General features: G+C 70.2%; 18 protein-coding genes. 11 read left to right on the top strand and 7 right to left on the bottom strand.

Annotation, left to right across the window (positions count from 1 at the left end; all coding sequences use genetic code 11):
• The first annotated feature begins 40 nt into the window (after positions 1 to 40).
• Both CGL27_RS16085 and CGL27_RS16080 read left to right on the top strand, forming a co-directional pair.
• Complete coding sequence (locus tag CGL27_RS16085; protein ID WP_119987685.1) at positions 41 to 265, top strand: cold-shock protein; 225 nt, start codon at positions 41 to 43, stop codon at positions 263 to 265.
• A 221-nt stretch (positions 266 to 486) separates the two neighbouring features.
• Positions 487 to 1458: an SDR family NAD(P)-dependent oxidoreductase gene (locus CGL27_RS16080; RefSeq protein WP_119987682.1), complete on the top strand. Its 972-nt coding sequence runs from the start codon at positions 487 to 489 to the stop codon at positions 1456 to 1458.
• 18 nt (positions 1459 to 1476) lie between these two features.
• Here CGL27_RS16080 and CGL27_RS16075 read toward each other — a convergent pair whose 3' ends face one another.
• A complete protein-coding gene (locus tag CGL27_RS16075) occupies positions 1477 to 2031 on the bottom strand; it encodes a TetR/AcrR family transcriptional regulator (RefSeq protein ID WP_078641168.1) in 555 nt (184 codons plus the stop codon).
• Positions 2032 to 2143: 112 nt separating this feature from the next.
• Between CGL27_RS16075 and CGL27_RS16070 the strand changes: the two genes are divergently transcribed.
• The gene (locus CGL27_RS16070) at positions 2144 to 3157 is read left to right on the top strand and encodes an NADP-dependent oxidoreductase (RefSeq protein WP_205587705.1); all 1014 of its coding nucleotides are present in this window, start codon (positions 2144 to 2146) and stop codon (positions 3155 to 3157) included.
• Between the two features lie 76 nt (positions 3158 to 3233).
• A complete protein-coding gene (locus tag CGL27_RS16065; RefSeq protein WP_240450514.1) occupies positions 3234 to 3452 on the top strand; it encodes a hypothetical protein in 219 nt (72 codons plus the stop codon).
• 23 nt (positions 3453 to 3475) lie between these two features.
• On the opposite strand, the gene CGL27_RS16060 is transcribed toward CGL27_RS16065, so the two are convergent.
• Positions 3476 to 4396 carry an alpha/beta hydrolase gene (locus CGL27_RS16060; RefSeq protein ID WP_078641166.1) on the bottom strand — a complete coding sequence of 307 codons (921 nt, stop codon included), beginning with the start codon at positions 4394 to 4396 and terminating at the stop codon, positions 3476 to 3478.
• Between the two features lie 102 nt (positions 4397 to 4498).
• Between CGL27_RS16060 and CGL27_RS16055 the strand changes: the two genes are divergently transcribed.
• Entirely contained in the window at positions 4499 to 4915 is a 417-nt protein-coding gene (locus tag CGL27_RS16055) for a MarR family transcriptional regulator (RefSeq protein WP_119987675.1), read from the top strand.
• 152 nt (positions 4916 to 5067) lie between these two features.
• Positions 5068 to 5547, top strand: coding sequence for a MarR family winged helix-turn-helix transcriptional regulator (locus CGL27_RS16050; RefSeq protein ID WP_078641164.1), 480 nt, complete (start codon positions 5068 to 5070; stop codon positions 5545 to 5547).
• A gap of 66 nt (positions 5548 to 5613) precedes the next feature.
• Here CGL27_RS16050 and CGL27_RS16045 read toward each other — a convergent pair whose 3' ends face one another.
• Positions 5614 to 6264, bottom strand: a complete 651-nt coding sequence (locus CGL27_RS16045) for an NAD(P)H-dependent oxidoreductase (protein WP_119987672.1) — start codon at positions 6262 to 6264, stop codon at positions 5614 to 5616.
• A gap of 162 nt (positions 6265 to 6426) precedes the next feature.
• Between CGL27_RS16045 and CGL27_RS16040 the strand changes: the two genes are divergently transcribed.
• On the top strand, positions 6427 to 7095 hold the full coding sequence (locus CGL27_RS16040) for a nitroreductase (RefSeq protein ID WP_119987669.1): 669 nt from the start codon (positions 6427 to 6429) through the stop codon (positions 7093 to 7095).
• Between the two features lie 79 nt (positions 7096 to 7174).
• Here the strand turns inward: CGL27_RS16040 and CGL27_RS16035 are convergent, their stop codons facing one another.
• Positions 7175 to 7651 (bottom strand): Rrf2 family transcriptional regulator, encoded by a 477-nt coding sequence (locus tag CGL27_RS16035; protein ID WP_078647391.1) that lies wholly within the window; start codon positions 7649 to 7651, stop codon positions 7175 to 7177.
• A 151-nt stretch (positions 7652 to 7802) separates the two neighbouring features.
• Here CGL27_RS16035 and CGL27_RS16030 point away from each other — a divergent pair, with 151 nt between their 5' ends.
• Positions 7803 to 8531, top strand: coding sequence for an NAD(P)H-binding protein (locus CGL27_RS16030; RefSeq protein ID WP_078641161.1), 729 nt, complete (start codon positions 7803 to 7805; stop codon positions 8529 to 8531).
• 197 nt (positions 8532 to 8728) lie between these two features.
• On the opposite strand, the gene CGL27_RS16025 is transcribed toward CGL27_RS16030, so the two are convergent.
• Positions 8729 to 9532: an SDR family NAD(P)-dependent oxidoreductase gene (locus CGL27_RS16025; protein WP_119987667.1), complete on the bottom strand. Its 804-nt coding sequence runs from the start codon at positions 9530 to 9532 to the stop codon at positions 8729 to 8731.
• A 129-nt stretch (positions 9533 to 9661) separates the two neighbouring features.
• Between CGL27_RS16025 and CGL27_RS16020 the strand changes: the two genes are divergently transcribed.
• Positions 9662 to 10570, top strand: coding sequence for a LysR family transcriptional regulator (locus CGL27_RS16020; protein WP_078647390.1), 909 nt, complete (start codon positions 9662 to 9664; stop codon positions 10568 to 10570).
• Between the two features lie 255 nt (positions 10571 to 10825).
• Here CGL27_RS16020 and CGL27_RS16015 read toward each other — a convergent pair whose 3' ends face one another.
• A complete protein-coding gene (locus CGL27_RS16015; protein ID WP_346345731.1) occupies positions 10826 to 11632 on the bottom strand; it encodes a restriction endonuclease in 807 nt (268 codons plus the stop codon).
• Between the two features lie 251 nt (positions 11633 to 11883).
• Here CGL27_RS16015 and CGL27_RS16010 point away from each other — a divergent pair, with 251 nt between their 5' ends.
• Together CGL27_RS16010 and CGL27_RS16005 are read left to right on the top strand one after the other, a co-directional pair.
• Positions 11884 to 12546, top strand: coding sequence for an ATP-dependent Clp protease proteolytic subunit (locus CGL27_RS16010; RefSeq protein WP_119987664.1), 663 nt, complete (start codon positions 11884 to 11886; stop codon positions 12544 to 12546).
• A 1-nt stretch (position 12547) separates the two neighbouring features.
• Entirely contained in the window at positions 12548 to 13153 is a 606-nt protein-coding gene (locus CGL27_RS16005) for an ATP-dependent Clp protease proteolytic subunit (RefSeq protein ID WP_078641158.1), read from the top strand.
• Between the two features lie 63 nt (positions 13154 to 13216).
• Here the strand turns inward: CGL27_RS16005 and CGL27_RS16000 are convergent, their stop codons facing one another.
• Positions 13217 to 13810 carry a helix-turn-helix transcriptional regulator gene (locus CGL27_RS16000; RefSeq protein WP_119987661.1) on the bottom strand — a complete coding sequence of 198 codons (594 nt, stop codon included), beginning with the start codon at positions 13808 to 13810 and terminating at the stop codon, positions 13217 to 13219.
• Positions 13811 to 13877 lie beyond the last annotated feature (67 nt).

The raw sequence follows: 13877 nt of genomic DNA, 5'->3' as shown, positions 1-13877 counted from the left end.
TGAGTTCCCCGGGCCCGAGCGGAAGCCGTAGGGTTCCCCCATGGTGACTGCGACTGTCCGCGAGTGGAGCGATGAGGAAGGCTGGGGGGTGCTCGACTCGCCCGAGACGCCGGGCGGTTGCTTCGGCCTCTTCTCCGACATCCAGGCGACCGGTTTCCGCACGCTGTCGCCCGGACAGCGGGTGGACCTCGAGTGGGAAGCCCCCGGTTTCAAACAGGACGGGTACGACTACCGCGCGGTGAGCATCGTGCCTCGATCCGTCTGACCTCCACAGCGCCGTCGTGGTCACTTCGGGCTGACGCCGAGCGTTGATGGGCTACGGCCGGAAGAGCTTCGGAAGGGCTTCAGCGCAGCCTGCCGGAGGCGAAGCCGTGGGGGCGCGATTCGCCCGTCCGGTCGGGGCCGCTTCCTTGTTCGCGGCCCGTCCGGACCACCGCCGCGGGCCGCGCTTGACTTCGAGCGCACTCGAATCCGTAGCGTGCCGCCATGAGCGACAGCACCACACCCCAGCACACGATCGGTTCGGGTTTCGGCGCCCGGAGCACCGCCGACGACGTCCTCGCGGGCATCGACCTCACCGGTCGGCTCGCCCTGGTCACGGGCGGCTACTCGGGCATCGGCGTCGAGACCACGCGCGCGCTGACGAAGGCCGGCGCCCGTGTCGTGGTCCCGGCCCGCCGGGTCGGTGCGGCACAGGAGGGCCTGGCCGGGATCGACGGTGTCGAGGTGGACGAACTGGACCTCGGCGACCTGGACAGCGTGCGCGGCTTCGCCGAGCGGTTCCTCGCCTCGGGCCGGACCCTGGACATCGTCATCGACAGCGCGGGAATCATGGCCTGCCCCGAGACCCGGGTCGGGCCGGGCTGGGAGGCCCAGTTCGCCACCAACCACCTCGGCCACTTCGCCCTCGTCAACCGACTGTGGCCCGCGATCGAGCCGGGCGGGGCCCGCGTCGTCTCGGTCTCCTCCACCGGCCACCATGCCTCCCCCGTCCGCTGGGACGACGTCCACTGGCGCCACGGCTACGACAAGTGGGAGGCGTACGGCCAGGCCAAGACGGCGAACGCGGTGTTCGCCGTGCAGCTCGACCGCCTCGGCCGGGAGCGGGGTGTGCGGGCCTTCTCGCTGCACCCCGGTGGCATCCTCACTCCCCTTCAGCGGCATCTGCCGAAGCAGGAGATGGTGGAGCGGGGCTGGATCGACGCGGACGGCAACCTGCTCCACCCCGAGGCGTTCAAGACACCGGAGCAGGGTGCGGCCACGCAGGTGTGGGCGGCGACCTCCCCCCGGCTGAACGGCATGGGCGGCGTCTACCTGGAGGACTGCGACATCGCCGAGCCCGCCCCGGCGGACGGCTCCCGGGTCGGCGTCAAGGAGTGGGCCACGGACCCGGAGCAGGCCGCCCGCCTGTGGGCGCTGTCCGCCGAGCTGACCGGCGTGGACGCGTTCGCCGCCTGAGAGGTGTGCGATCCGGCGTCACACCGCTCGATCCGTCAGGATCGCGCTCACCACCACCCCGAAGAGGTGCTCGGCGCGCGCCTCGAGCCCGGGCTGGTCGCCGAGCCAGGCGAGTGATGAGGCCAGGGCGAAGAGGTCGGCGCCGTCGATGTCGGTCCGCGCCACGCCCGCGCCCTGGGCTCGGGTGAGGAGCCGGGTGCCGGCCGCGCGCATGGTGACGCAGGAGGTGTGGAGCGCGGACTCGGGGTCCTCGATCGCTTTCACCATCGCCGTCACCACGCCGCGGTAGTTCTTCGTGCACGCGACGAAGTCGCGCAGCCACAACATCACCGCGTCCTGAGGCGAGCTCGTGGTCTCGACCTCGGCCGCCCGCGCCGTCAGCTCGTCGAAGCTCGTGCGGAGCAGGGCCTCGAGCAGCGCCTCCCGGGTCGGGAAGTGACGCAACAGCGTCGCCAGCCCGACCCCGGCCCGGCGGGCGATGTCGCGCATCGACGCGTCGACGCCCTGCTCGGTGATGACGGCGCCGGCGACGGCCAGCAGACGGTCATGGTTGGCCTGGGCATCCGCCCTCATCTGCCCTCCCTTGAATATCCGGATCACTGACCCGTATAATCGGATCACTGGTCCGGAAAAACGGATCTGTGGTTCACTTAGTTTACCCCGCGGGGAGACGCAGGAGAGAGCTGTGCCCACACAGACCATGAAGGCGATCCGGCTGCACGAGTTCGGCGGCCCCCAGGTGCTGCGTCACGAGGAGGTGCCCGTTCCCGAACCGGGGCCGGGCGAGGTGCTCGTCCGCGTGCGCGCGGTCGGCATCAACCCTCCTGACTGGTACGCCCGCGAGGGAATGCCCGACGTACCGGCCGAGCTGAAGCCCTCGATGGATCTCCCCCTGATCCCGGGGACCGACGTCTCGGGCGTCGTGGAAGCCGTCGCCGCCGACGTCGACGGCTTCGCGGCCGGAGACGAGGTGCTCGGCCTGCTGCGCTTTCCCACCGCGCTCCAGGCCGGCGCCTACGCCGAGTACGTCACCGCGCCGGCGTCCGACTTCGCCCGCAAGCCGGCCGGCGTCGACCATGTGCACGCCGCCGCCCTGGCCATGTCGGGGCTGACCGCGTGGCAGTTCCTGATCGAGCTCGGGCATGACCATCCCTCGCCGTTCCAGGCGGCCCAGCACCGCCCGATGGCGCTCGACAGGGAGAAGACCGTGCTCGTCAACGGCGCCGCCGGTGGCGTGGGGCACCTCGCTCTCCAGCTCGCCAAGTGGAAGGGGGCCCGCGTCGTCGCCGTGGCCTCCGGCGCCCACGAGACGTTCCTGCGCGAGCTCGGCGCCGACGAGTTCATCGACTACACCAAGGAGCGGCCCGAGGATGTCGCCCGTGACGTCGATCTCGTCCTGGACACTGTCGGGGGTCCCGACAGCAGGCGCTTCCTGCGCACCCTCAAGCGCGGCGGATCCCTCTACCCGGTGTACTTCGGCGAGTTCGACGACGAGGAGAACGCGAAGCTGGGCGTCACGGTCACGGCCGCCCAGGTCCGCTCGAACGGCGCGCAGCTCGCCGAGATCGGGCGCCTGCTCGCGGACGGCACGATCCGCGTGGCGATCGACAGCACCTTCCCGCTCGAGGACGCCCGGGCGGCGCACGAGCGAGCTGCCCAGGGACACCTCCAGGGCAAGATCGTGCTGACGGTCGCATGAGCGCGAAGGCCGCCCCCGGCTGAAGGCCGCCCCCGGCTGGGGAAGCGCCCACCTCGCCGCGATCCGCCCGGGGAAAGTGGCCCTCGGCCCGGCCGGCCGGCGCAACCTGGCCAACGCCGTCTTCCACAGCGCGGACGCCGACACGGCGCTGGTGCACGCCTACCTCATGCTCACGTCGAACGCGGGCGGGGGCGGGGGCGTGGTCGCGACCGGCTTCTACACGGTCGGGCTCGAACGCGCCGGGGGCGAGCGGCGGATCGCCGAGCTGTTCCTCGGCACGGACAACGCCTGGTAGGAAGGGCGACCCCAGGCCAACGGCTACAGATACTCGCCGTAGAAGGCGGTCAGACGTTCAATTGCCTGGTCGACGTATCGGGGCTCGTCGTACATCTCGTAGTGTCCGGCGCCTTCGACGATGAGCAGATCGATGGGGTTGGGGGCCAACTTCCACAGTTTCATGCCTGCCTCGTACTGGCCGGTGTTCCCCTGGCGCCCTGCGACGATCACCTGGAGCGGTTGGGTGAGCAGCTGGTCGACGAGGTGGAAGGCGTCGTAGCCGAGCAGCAGCGAGTCGCTGCGGCGAAGGCGACGGTTGGTCGAGTGCTCGTTGCCGCCTCTTGGCGTTCGGTAGTACGTGATCGCCTGAGTGGTGTCGATGTCGGTGAATCCGGCCGCCGCCGCGTCCTCGAGGGTGTCCGGCAGCCAGTTGACCCGTTCGAGGTCTTGCCCGATGACCTCTCGCGTCCGCGCCGCGGCAAGGTCATCGAGTGTTGCGGCGGGGCCGTTGGGGGAGAAGCCGGGCCCGCGCCAGGACTCGCCCATGTTGCCGGCGACGACCGTGGCGATCGCCTTGATGCGGTGATCGGTGCGAGCGGTGTGCACGGCGTAGCCGCCACCGGCGCAGATGCCGAGCGCGCCGATCCGCTGTGGATCGATGCCGGGGATGGTGCTCAGTTCGTCGATCGCGTAGGAGATGTCTTCGCCGCGACGATAAGGATCCTCGAGGTCACGAGGCTGCCCACCGCTTTGTCCTTGATGGGAAGGGTCGAATGTGAGGGCGGCGAAGCCGTTCTCGGCGAGTCGGGACGCGTAGTTCGCACCTATCTGCTCCTTGACGCTGCTCCCTGGCGTGGAGAGCACGACCGCGGCCTGAGGTTCCGCGGCGTCGAAGCCCTCCGGGAGGTAGAGATCGGCGGCGAGATCGATGGCGCCGCGAGGGATGGAGATGTGCTGTGGCATGAGGGGTCAGCGCCTTCCGCGTAGAATCCTTCGGAGCTGTTCGGTTTCCAGCTAGTTCCAAACCGAACTAGCTCAAGGCCGTACCATATCTCAAGGAATGCCATGCCGACGGATGACGCTGCTGAGCTGTGGAAGTTGAACCAACGACTTCTGACCAGGGTCATGAACGCTGCCGCCCCGCAGCTCGAAGAGCTGGGGCTGGAGACGAAGGAGTTCTTCGTTCTCGACGAGGTGGACGCATGCAAGTACCCAGCCGAGCTCACCCGGAAGCTGATGCTTCCGAAGGCGAGCATCACGACGTACTTGCGGAACCTCGTTGACCGCGGGCTGGTGCGCAGAGAGATCGACGAGAGCGACTTGCGCCGCCATCGCCTCACGACAACTCCCGAGGGGCGGCGAGTGCGCGCCAAGGCCCTCGAAGCTCTGGCCTCGGAGTTCTCGACGATGATGGCGCGGCTCGACGAACGAGACCAGTCTGAACTGCGTCGGATGCTGCTGAGGCTCCTCGAGACCGAATAGGGCATGGAGGTGGGCCGCTGGTGAGCCCCTCTCCGGCTCGAAGGCCAGCCGCGGGGAGGGGGTGGCGTCAACGATCGCCGCGAAAGCCTGCTCGCCGGATTTGGTTTCAAGTGAAACCGTATCGACCGGATGAATGGCTGTAATGTGGCCTCATGACCGCCGATGTTCCTCACCACTCCACCGCCTCACGTGCGACCGGCCGCGCCGGGGATGCCTCGCCCTTCGCTCTCGGGCTGCTGCTGCGCCGGGCGCACTGGCGGGCGGCTGGGGTGATGGGGGAGGCGCTTCGGCCGCTCGGCATTGAGTTGCGGCATTTTGCCGTGCTGATCGTGCTGGTCGACTGCGGGCCCACGGTGCAGCGGGACCTGGCGGCGGCGACGGGGTCGGACAAGGCGGGGATCATGCGGGTCGTGGACGACCTGGAGCGCAAGGGGCTGGTCGTACGGAAGGCCGTTCCGGGGGATCGGCGGGTGCGGGCGGTGGAGATCACGCCTCAGGGTGTCGAGCTTTTCGACGCGGCCCATGTGGCGGCGGAGCCGCTGGCTGAGCGGCTGGTCGCCGAGCTGGGGCCCGGCGAGCCCGAGCGGCTGACGGATCTGCTGAACCGGTTCGCCTATCCGGCGGAGGGTTAGGCCGACGAGGACGCCGTGTGACCTCCTGGGGCTCGGTGTCACGCGGCGTCCATCGTCCGGCGCGGGCTATGCGGCGACGCGCTTCGCGAGGTCCATGGCCTTGGTGGCCGCGTCCTCGAAGGCACGCTCGCGGGATGTCTCGTAGAGCGGGACCAGGTCGGACATGGCCGGGTTGCGGGGGGCCATGGTGAGCTCCGGGACGATGAAGTCGAGGTCCAGGCCGAGGGTGCGCTTGAGGACGGCCTCCAGGTAGTTCTGCACGAAGTCGAAGCCCTCGCGCGGGGTGCCCGGTGCGTAGGAGCCGCCGCGGCTGGCGACGACGACGGCCGGCGTGCCCTCGGCGGAGGGGGACTCGCCCGCGGTGCGGCCGAGCAGGAGCACGTTGTCCAGCCATGCCTTGAGGGTCGAGGGGATCGAGAAGTTGTGCATGGGGGCGCCGATCAGGACGGCGTCCGCCTGCTCCAGCTCCTCCATGAGCTTCTCGCGCACGGCGAACGCCACGGACTGCTCCGGGGTGCGCTCGGCCGGGGCGGTGTAACCGGCGGACCAGGCGGTGGCGGTCATATACGGGACGGGGTTGGCGGCGAGGTCGCGGTAGATCACCGTGCCCTCCGGGTGCTGCTCCTCCCATGCCTTGCGGAAGGCGGCCGCGACCGAACGGGACGAGGACGCCTCGCCCGGAAGCACGGACGAGTCGATGTGCAGCAGCGTGACCATGAACTTTCTCCAAGAGTGACGCCCGGGGCGGGGAGCCCTGGGCAGGGCTGAGCGTTGACGCTCGACGATAGTCAAATGCGAGATAGTATTGAATGATACTGTCGTGAGTGTAGCTGAGATGGGTGCGTCGCGTCGTATCGAGCAGATGGGAGACAGGCGATCTTGGACGTCTACGAGGCGGTCACGAGTCGACGGGCAGTGCGCGGGTTCACCGACCAGCCTGTCCCGAGAGAGGCGCTGGAGCGTGTGCTGTCCGCAGCGGCTTGGGCGCCGTCCGGATCGAACATTCAGCCGTGGCACGTCTACGTGCTGACCGGCGGGCCGCTCGCCGAGCTCAAAAAGCGGGCCGGCGAGCGCCTGGCCGCGGGCGACCCCTGGGACGAGGCGGAGTACGCGCAGTACCCGCCCGCGTTGAAGTCCCCGTACAGCGAGCGCCGATCCGCCTTCGGTGAGCAGCGCTACGGGGCGCTCGGTGTCGCGCGCGAGGACCTGGAGGCGCGCCAGCGGGCCGCTTCCGGGAACTGGCAGTGTTTCGGCGCGCCCGCCGCCCTGTTCTGCTACATCGACCGCGACCTGGGCCCGGCCCAGTGGTCCGACGTCGGCATGTATCTGCAGACCGTCATGCTGCTGCTTCGCGCCGAGGGGCTGCACAGTTGCCCGCAGATGGCATGGGCGAAGTTCCGCGAGAGCGTCGCGGAGATCGTTTCGCCTCCGGAGGAGCTCATGCTCTTCTGCGGCATGTCGATCGGGTACGAGGACGTCACGGAGAACACCGGCCGTACGGGGCGGGCGCCGCTCGACGAGACGGTCAGGTTCATCGACGGCTATTGAGGGTCTGCAGGGGGTGAGGGGTCCTCGGGGGCCACAGGGTCTCGGGGTCCTCGGGGGCCTCAGGGCCGCGGTGCGGTCCTCAGTCTTGCGGCGTCGTCAGCCACGCGCCGACGCGCGTCATCGCCGAGGGGCCCGAGGTCTCGGCGACGTCCTGCGCCAGATCGGCGATCGAGACGGCGCGCAGCGCTTCTCGCCAGGCCGCGTCCGCCGTGGACATCGCGCGGGCGATCGGGCACGGTGTGGTGCACGATTCGGCCGGGGTGGCCAGCGGGCCCCGCTGACGGATCTCCGTGCAGGTGAACGCCGCGGCGGGGCCGTCGACCGCTTCCACCACGTCGAGCACGGTGATCGAGGCGGGCTCCCGGGTGAGTACATAGCCGCCCGCCTTGCCCTGGACCGAGCGGACAAGCCCGGCCCGGGACAGCGCCTGTAGCTGTTTGGCCAGGTAGCTGGCCGAGACGTCGTGGAACTCCGCCAGCTTGGTCGCGGGGACGGGCTCCTCGACGGACGTGAGCACGACGCAGCAGTGCAGGGCCCACTCGACTCCGCCGGACATCTTCACGCGACCACTGTAATCAGCCTGTCTACTCGGACAACTTGTGTCCGGGTATTTTCTCGGACAAGATGTGTCCGAGTTTGATGGATGCCGCGCTCATGCGGGTATCCATATGCCGTATTTCGGACGCAATCCTGACGAAGGGCATGTCATGAAGTTCGCAGTCATCGGCGGTACCGGGCTGATCGGGTCGCAGGTCGTCAAGAATCTGAACGCCGCCGGGCACGAGGCGGTACCGCACTCGCAGTCCACCGGAGTCGACGTCATCACCGGCCAGGGGCTGGACGAGGCGGTGGCGGGAGCCGACGTCGTCGTCAACCTGACCAACTCCCCGACCTTCGACGACGCGTCCCCGGCCTTCTTCCGGACCTCGATGGACAACCTGCTGGCCGCGGCCCAGCGGGGCGGCGTCGGCCACTTCGTCATCCTCTCGATCGTCGGCGTGGACCAGGTGCCGGAGCTGGACTACTACCGGGCCAAGACGCTCCAGGAGGAGATCCTCGCGGCCGGGCCGGTCCCGTACTCGATCGTCCGGGCGACGCAGTTCATGGAGTTCATGGACGACGTCATGACCTGGACCGCCGACGGTGACACCGTCCGGCTGCCCGCCACGCCGATCCAGCCGATCGCCGCCAAGGACGTGGCCGCCGCGGTGGCGGAGGTCGCCGCGGGCGCCCCGGTGCGTGGCATTCACAACATCGCGGGCCCCGAGGTCTTCTCCCTGGACGAGCTGGGCCGGATCACCCTGTCCCACAAGGGCGACGACCGGACCGTCGTCATCGACCCCACCGCCGGTATGTTCGCCGCCGTCAAGGGCGACGTTCTCACCGACAAGAGCGCCCACCTCGCCCCCACCCGCTACGCCGACTGGCTCTCCTGACGACGACCCGCTCGCGCCCGCTCGCGCCCGCTCAGGCGCGCGGACCGCGGACCGTAGACCGCGGACCGTAGGCCGTGGATCACAGGGCGCGCCGAGCCCTGGCCCGCCGTGGCGGGAGCGGACAAGACGCCGGCCCGTCCGGCGTCACCGCCCCGCCGGGCGGGGCCGGCGGGCCGAGCGCCGACGGGGGCTGCCGCTCAACCGAACGCCGCCAGGGAGACCGGCTGCCACTCCCGCCACGTCTTCAGGCGCTCCTCGTAGAGATCGGCGACATCGGTGAAGGACTTGCCGAGGAAGATCCTCAGCGGGGGCCGCTCCGCGTCGACGATCCGGAGGATCGCGTCGCGGGTCGCGCGCGGGTCGCCGACCTCGAAATCCACCGCGGTGGCCTCGTGGACTTCGGCGTAGTCCGGATGCCGCTCACTGTGCCGTGCCCCGCGCGCCAGCCAGTCGGTGGCATAGGGGCCGGGCTCGACGTTGGTGATATGGATGCCGAAGGCCGCCACTTCTTGTGCCAGGGACTCCGACAATCCCTCAAGGGCCCACTTGGAGGCGTGGTACGCGCCGATGCCGGGGAAGGCCCGTACGCCGCCCTCGCTGGTCACCTGCAGGATCCGTCCCGATCGCTGCGCCCGCATGACGGGCAGAACGGCCTGTGTGACCCACACCGCGCCCAGGAAGTTGGTCTCCATCTGGGCCCGGAGTTCGTCCTCGGTCAGCTCCTCGACCATGCCGAAATGCCCGTAGCCGGCGTTGTTCACCGCGATGTCCAGCGAACCGAAATGCGCATGGGTGCGCTGCACCGCCGCATGCACCGCGGCCCGGTCGGTGACGTCGAGCCGCAACGGCAGCACCGCATCCCCGTACCGCTCGACCAGGGGATTCAGGTGGCTGATATCCCGAGCCGTCGCCGCGACGTGATCGCCGCGTTCCAGCGCGGCGTCCGCCCACTCGCGGCCGAACCCCCTCGAGCTGCCCGTGATGAACCACGTCTTCGCCATGATGATCGGTGCTCCCTTTGGGATGGCTTGTCTGCTGTCGCTCTTCCATCGTGCGGCTGGTCAAGGCATTCCACCAGCGAAGGTCTGGCATAGGAGACATGTGGTTTTGGAATGTGTCAGGATGACGGCATGGCCGACCTGTCCCTCACCGGTCTCCGCGTCGTCCAGGCCGTGGTCGACACCGGATCGTTCACCGCCGCGGCCGACGCACTCGGATACACCCAGTCGGCGGTGTCCCGTCAGGTGGCGGCGATGGAAGCCGCCGCGGGCGCACCGCTGTTCGTCCGGGGCGCCCGCGGGGTGACGCCCTCACCCGCGGGGATGGCGCTCGCCCGCCGGGCCGCGACGGTCCTCAGCGAGATCGACGCCGTCAGCGCGGACCTCGCCGGGCTGACGGACCACGTCACCGGACGAGTCTCCATCGCGGCCTTCCCCTCGGCCGCCGCCGTGCTCGTCCCCAGGACACTGGCCCGGCTGCGCGACGACCACCCGGCACTGATCGTCGAGTTCGGCGAGGCATCCTCGCCCACGCAGCTTCGCCAACTCCGCGCCCACCGCATCGACGTCGCGGTGATCGGCGTGGGAGCGGACCTGCCCGGCTACGCATTCGAGGGGCTGCGCCGCGATCTGCTCCTCGACGGCGGTCTCCTGCTCGCCGTCCCCGCGGACCACCGGTTCGCCGGTCGCGGAACCATCCCGGTGACCGAGCTGAGGGACGAGCCCTGGATCGTCGGCAAGGGCCTCCGCGACGACCCCCAGTTCGGCGCCTGGCCCACCCTCGACCACCCGCGGATCGCCTATGCCGCCCGCGAATGGCCCACGCGACTCGGCCTTGTCGCCACCGGTCTCGGCATCGCCGTACTCCCCGAAGTGGCCGCCGCCGCGATCCCCGCCGGCGTCCGCACCGTCCGAGTCGACGACCCCGCCTGGCTCGGCCGGGCGGTGGTCGCCGTCACGGTCCGCGACCGCTCTCCCGAGGTGACGGCCACCGTGGAGGCGCTGCGCCACGAGGCCGCACAGCTTCGCGCGGCACGCTGACGCCGGGGTGCGACCGTGCGGGCACATGCCAGCGCCCCCGGGGTTGGCGCGGGGGCGCGAGCGGGCTCGACCGCAGCGAGAGGCCACACCTGGGGAGAGGGGGCTCGCGCTCGGCATGGGTCGAACCTGCTTGTGACGGTAGGCCCGTGATGCTGTGTGTGTCACGGGTCGCGCACAAGACCGCCCGTATGAGGTCCTGGCCCGCATGCCCCGCCGGACTGTGACCGGCATGGGCCGGTCGGTTGGGCCGGGCGCTTATCGAGGGCTGTTGTGGCCCGGGCCGGGTGGGCCGGGTTGGCCCTGCGCTCGCCGATCCGCCGCGGGGCGGGCGGCTGTGCCCCGACCGGCCCCGGGGCTTCGTGGGCGGCGGCCGTCGCCCGCCCCGTTGAGCGGGATCAGCGACTCCAGGGTGGAGCCCCGCACCCAGGCGCCGAGGAGGTTGCGGTGCATGGCGACGATCTCGTGCTTTACGGCGAGCCTCTCCGCGTCCCGTGTGAAGTCGCAGGTGGCGACGAACACCGCGACATCCGCGGCGTGTTCGGCCTTCGCGGTGCCGAGGAACTTCTGCATATCGCCGCTCGGCACGGTGCGATGGGGTGCGTAGTGCTTGCACTGGATCACCAGCCGGCGCCCGTCCGGCATCCGGCCGACGACGTCGGCGCCCAGGTCACCCGACTTCCCGGAGACGACGACCTGGGTGCAGCCGTCCCGGCGGCACAGCTCCGCGACGTACCGTTCGAACCGCTGCCAGGTCATGGCGTCCACCTCGGCCATGGACCGTTCACGCGCCGCGTTCTCCTCCTCGGTCTGCCAGACGCGGTGTTCCGCCACGGTGCGCAGATGCGTTCGCCGCAACCACCAGCCGATGCCGCCGAGCAGCCCCACGAGGACCAATCCGGCGACGTACGGCCACACCGTCTTCCAGGCCAGGGCCAGCGCGAGGACCAGCACCGCGCCGCCGCTCCAGGCCGTGCGGCGCAGCCGTGCCTTGGCCCGCCGTAACGCCGCTTTACGTCGCCGTTGCCGTAGCCCTCGTCGTGGCCCCTGTCGTCGTACGGCCATCGTGCCCCCCTGTCGGCTCGTTTCCCGGCAGTCTCGGGAATGGCGGGACGGCCCCGCAAGACCGCCTTATGGGCCGGACCGGGTCTGCCGTGGGCGAATCTGCTGCGGGCCGAGATTCCTTACCGCGCAAGCGAATTGGGGCGATGGTGAAAGGACCGCGGCGGTAAAGGACCGCGGCGGTGTGGGTCGCGGCGGTGTGGGTCGCGGTACTCACAGACGGTACTCACAGACGGCACTCACAGGGAGGTCCGATGGGAACATTCGGAGCATTCGCCACCGGCTGGGAGCCGGGATCGCATCCGCGAGCCGCGGAGGGGGAAACGGCTCCCACGCGGTTCGACGATCATCTCGCCTCGCAACTGCTGACACAGCGCATCGTCTTTCTCGGAACGCAGGTGGACGAGGTGTCCGCGAACCGGGTGTGCGCGCAGATGCTGCTGCTGTCGGCCGAGGACCCGCGGTCGGACATCAGCCTCTACATCAACAGCCCGGGCGGTTCGGTGACGGCGGGGCTGGCGATCTACGACACGATGCGGTTGATTCCGAACGACGTGTCCACGCTCACCATGGGATTCGCCGCGAGCATGGGGCAGTTTCTGCTCACCGTCGGAGCGACGGGAAAGCGCTACGCGCTGCCGAATTCCCGCATCATGATGCATCAGCCGTCCGCCGGTATCGGCGGGAGCACGGCCGATATCGCGATTCAGGCCGAGAACCTCGAATTCATGAAGCGGTCGATCGAGCGAATCACGGCGGATCACACCGGGCAGAGCGTGGAGACCATTTCGCGCGACGGAGACCGCGACCGGTGGTTCACGGCGGAGCAGGCGAAGGAGTACGGAATGGTCGACCGGGTCCTGGAGTCCCTCGCGGACGTACGGCCGGCCGGCGCACGGCGCAGGATGGGGATCTGACATGGGGCAGTACACGATTCCGACGGTCGTCGAGCGCACCACGCAGGGGGAGCGCGCGTACGACATCTACAGCCGGCTGCTGTCCGAGCGGATCATCTTCCTCGGCACGGAGATCGACGACGGCGTGGCCAACGTCGTCATCGCGCAACTGCTCCACCTCGAATCGTCGAGCTCGGAGCAGGAGATCGCGATCTACATCAACTCACCGGGCGGCTCGTTCACCTCGCTGATGGCGATCTACGACACGATGACGTTCGTGTCCGCGCCCATCTCGACGTTCTGCGTAGGGCAGGCGGCCTCGACCGCGGCGGTGCTGCTGGCCGGGGGAGACCCCGGGCGGCGGTTCGTGCTGGAGCACGCCCGGGTGCTGCTGGGGCAGCCGGTGAGCGGTGGCCAGCAGGGCACGGTCTCGGACCTCAGTCTGCAGGCCAAGGAGATGCTCCGGATCCGCTCGCAGGTCGAGGAGGTGCTCGCGCGCCACACGCCCCACGACGCCGCCACCCTCCGCGCCGACATGGACCGCGACAAGGTCTTCACGGCACGGGAGGCGGTGGAGTACGGGCTCGCCGACGAGGTGCTGAGCCGACGGGCGGGCAGGGGGTTCTGAGGGGCGGACAGTCGGTGTCCCGGAAGCGGGACGTCGGACGGGGGTGTCTCGGACGGCGGTGTCTCAGGCGGCGAGCCGTACCTCGCCCTGCCGCCCCGCGTTCCGGGACCCGCGGTCCGTGACGGATGCGGGGGACGCGACGGAGGTGGCCGACGTGACGGAGGTGGCAGAGGTGACGGACGTGAGGGACGCGACCGACACCACCGCACCGTCGCGCCGCCGCCGAGGGCCGGAGACGAGACGGATCAGCTCGCCCTGGGCCATGGCGAGGAGGTCGGCCAGGCTGATGCCGAGCGCGCGGGCCGCGGCCGCGAGGACCTCGGACGACGCCTCCTTGCGGCCCCGTTCGAGTTCGGAGAGGTACGGCATCGAGATCCGCGCCGCCTCGGCCACGTCCTTGAGCGTGCGCTGCTGGGCGAGCCGCTCGCGCCGCAGCACCCCTCCGACGAGATCCCGCAGCAGGGGCTCCTTCACCGGCTCCCGGCCGGGCTGCTCCCGCCCGACCGGGGCGCCCGGGACAGCCGGGGCGGCCGGAAGGGCAGGGCCCGCCGCGGGGGCTCCGGCGGCCCCGGCGGTGGCTCCCGCCTGGGGCGCCGGGTCCGCGGTGGCCGGACGCAGGGGAATGACGCGGGCTCGGTTCGACGCGTGGCTGCTCACCCCCTCAGGGTAGGAGCGTCGCGCCCGAGGGGAAGGGGACGGCGCTCTGCCCTTGGCGAAGCGCTCA

Source organism: Streptomyces sp. 11-1-2 (genome assembly GCF_003595545.1).
Taxonomy (GTDB): domain Bacteria; phylum Actinomycetota; class Actinomycetes; order Streptomycetales; family Streptomycetaceae; genus Streptomyces; species Streptomyces hygroscopicus_B.
This window is presented reverse-complemented; position numbering and strand designations above follow the sequence as displayed.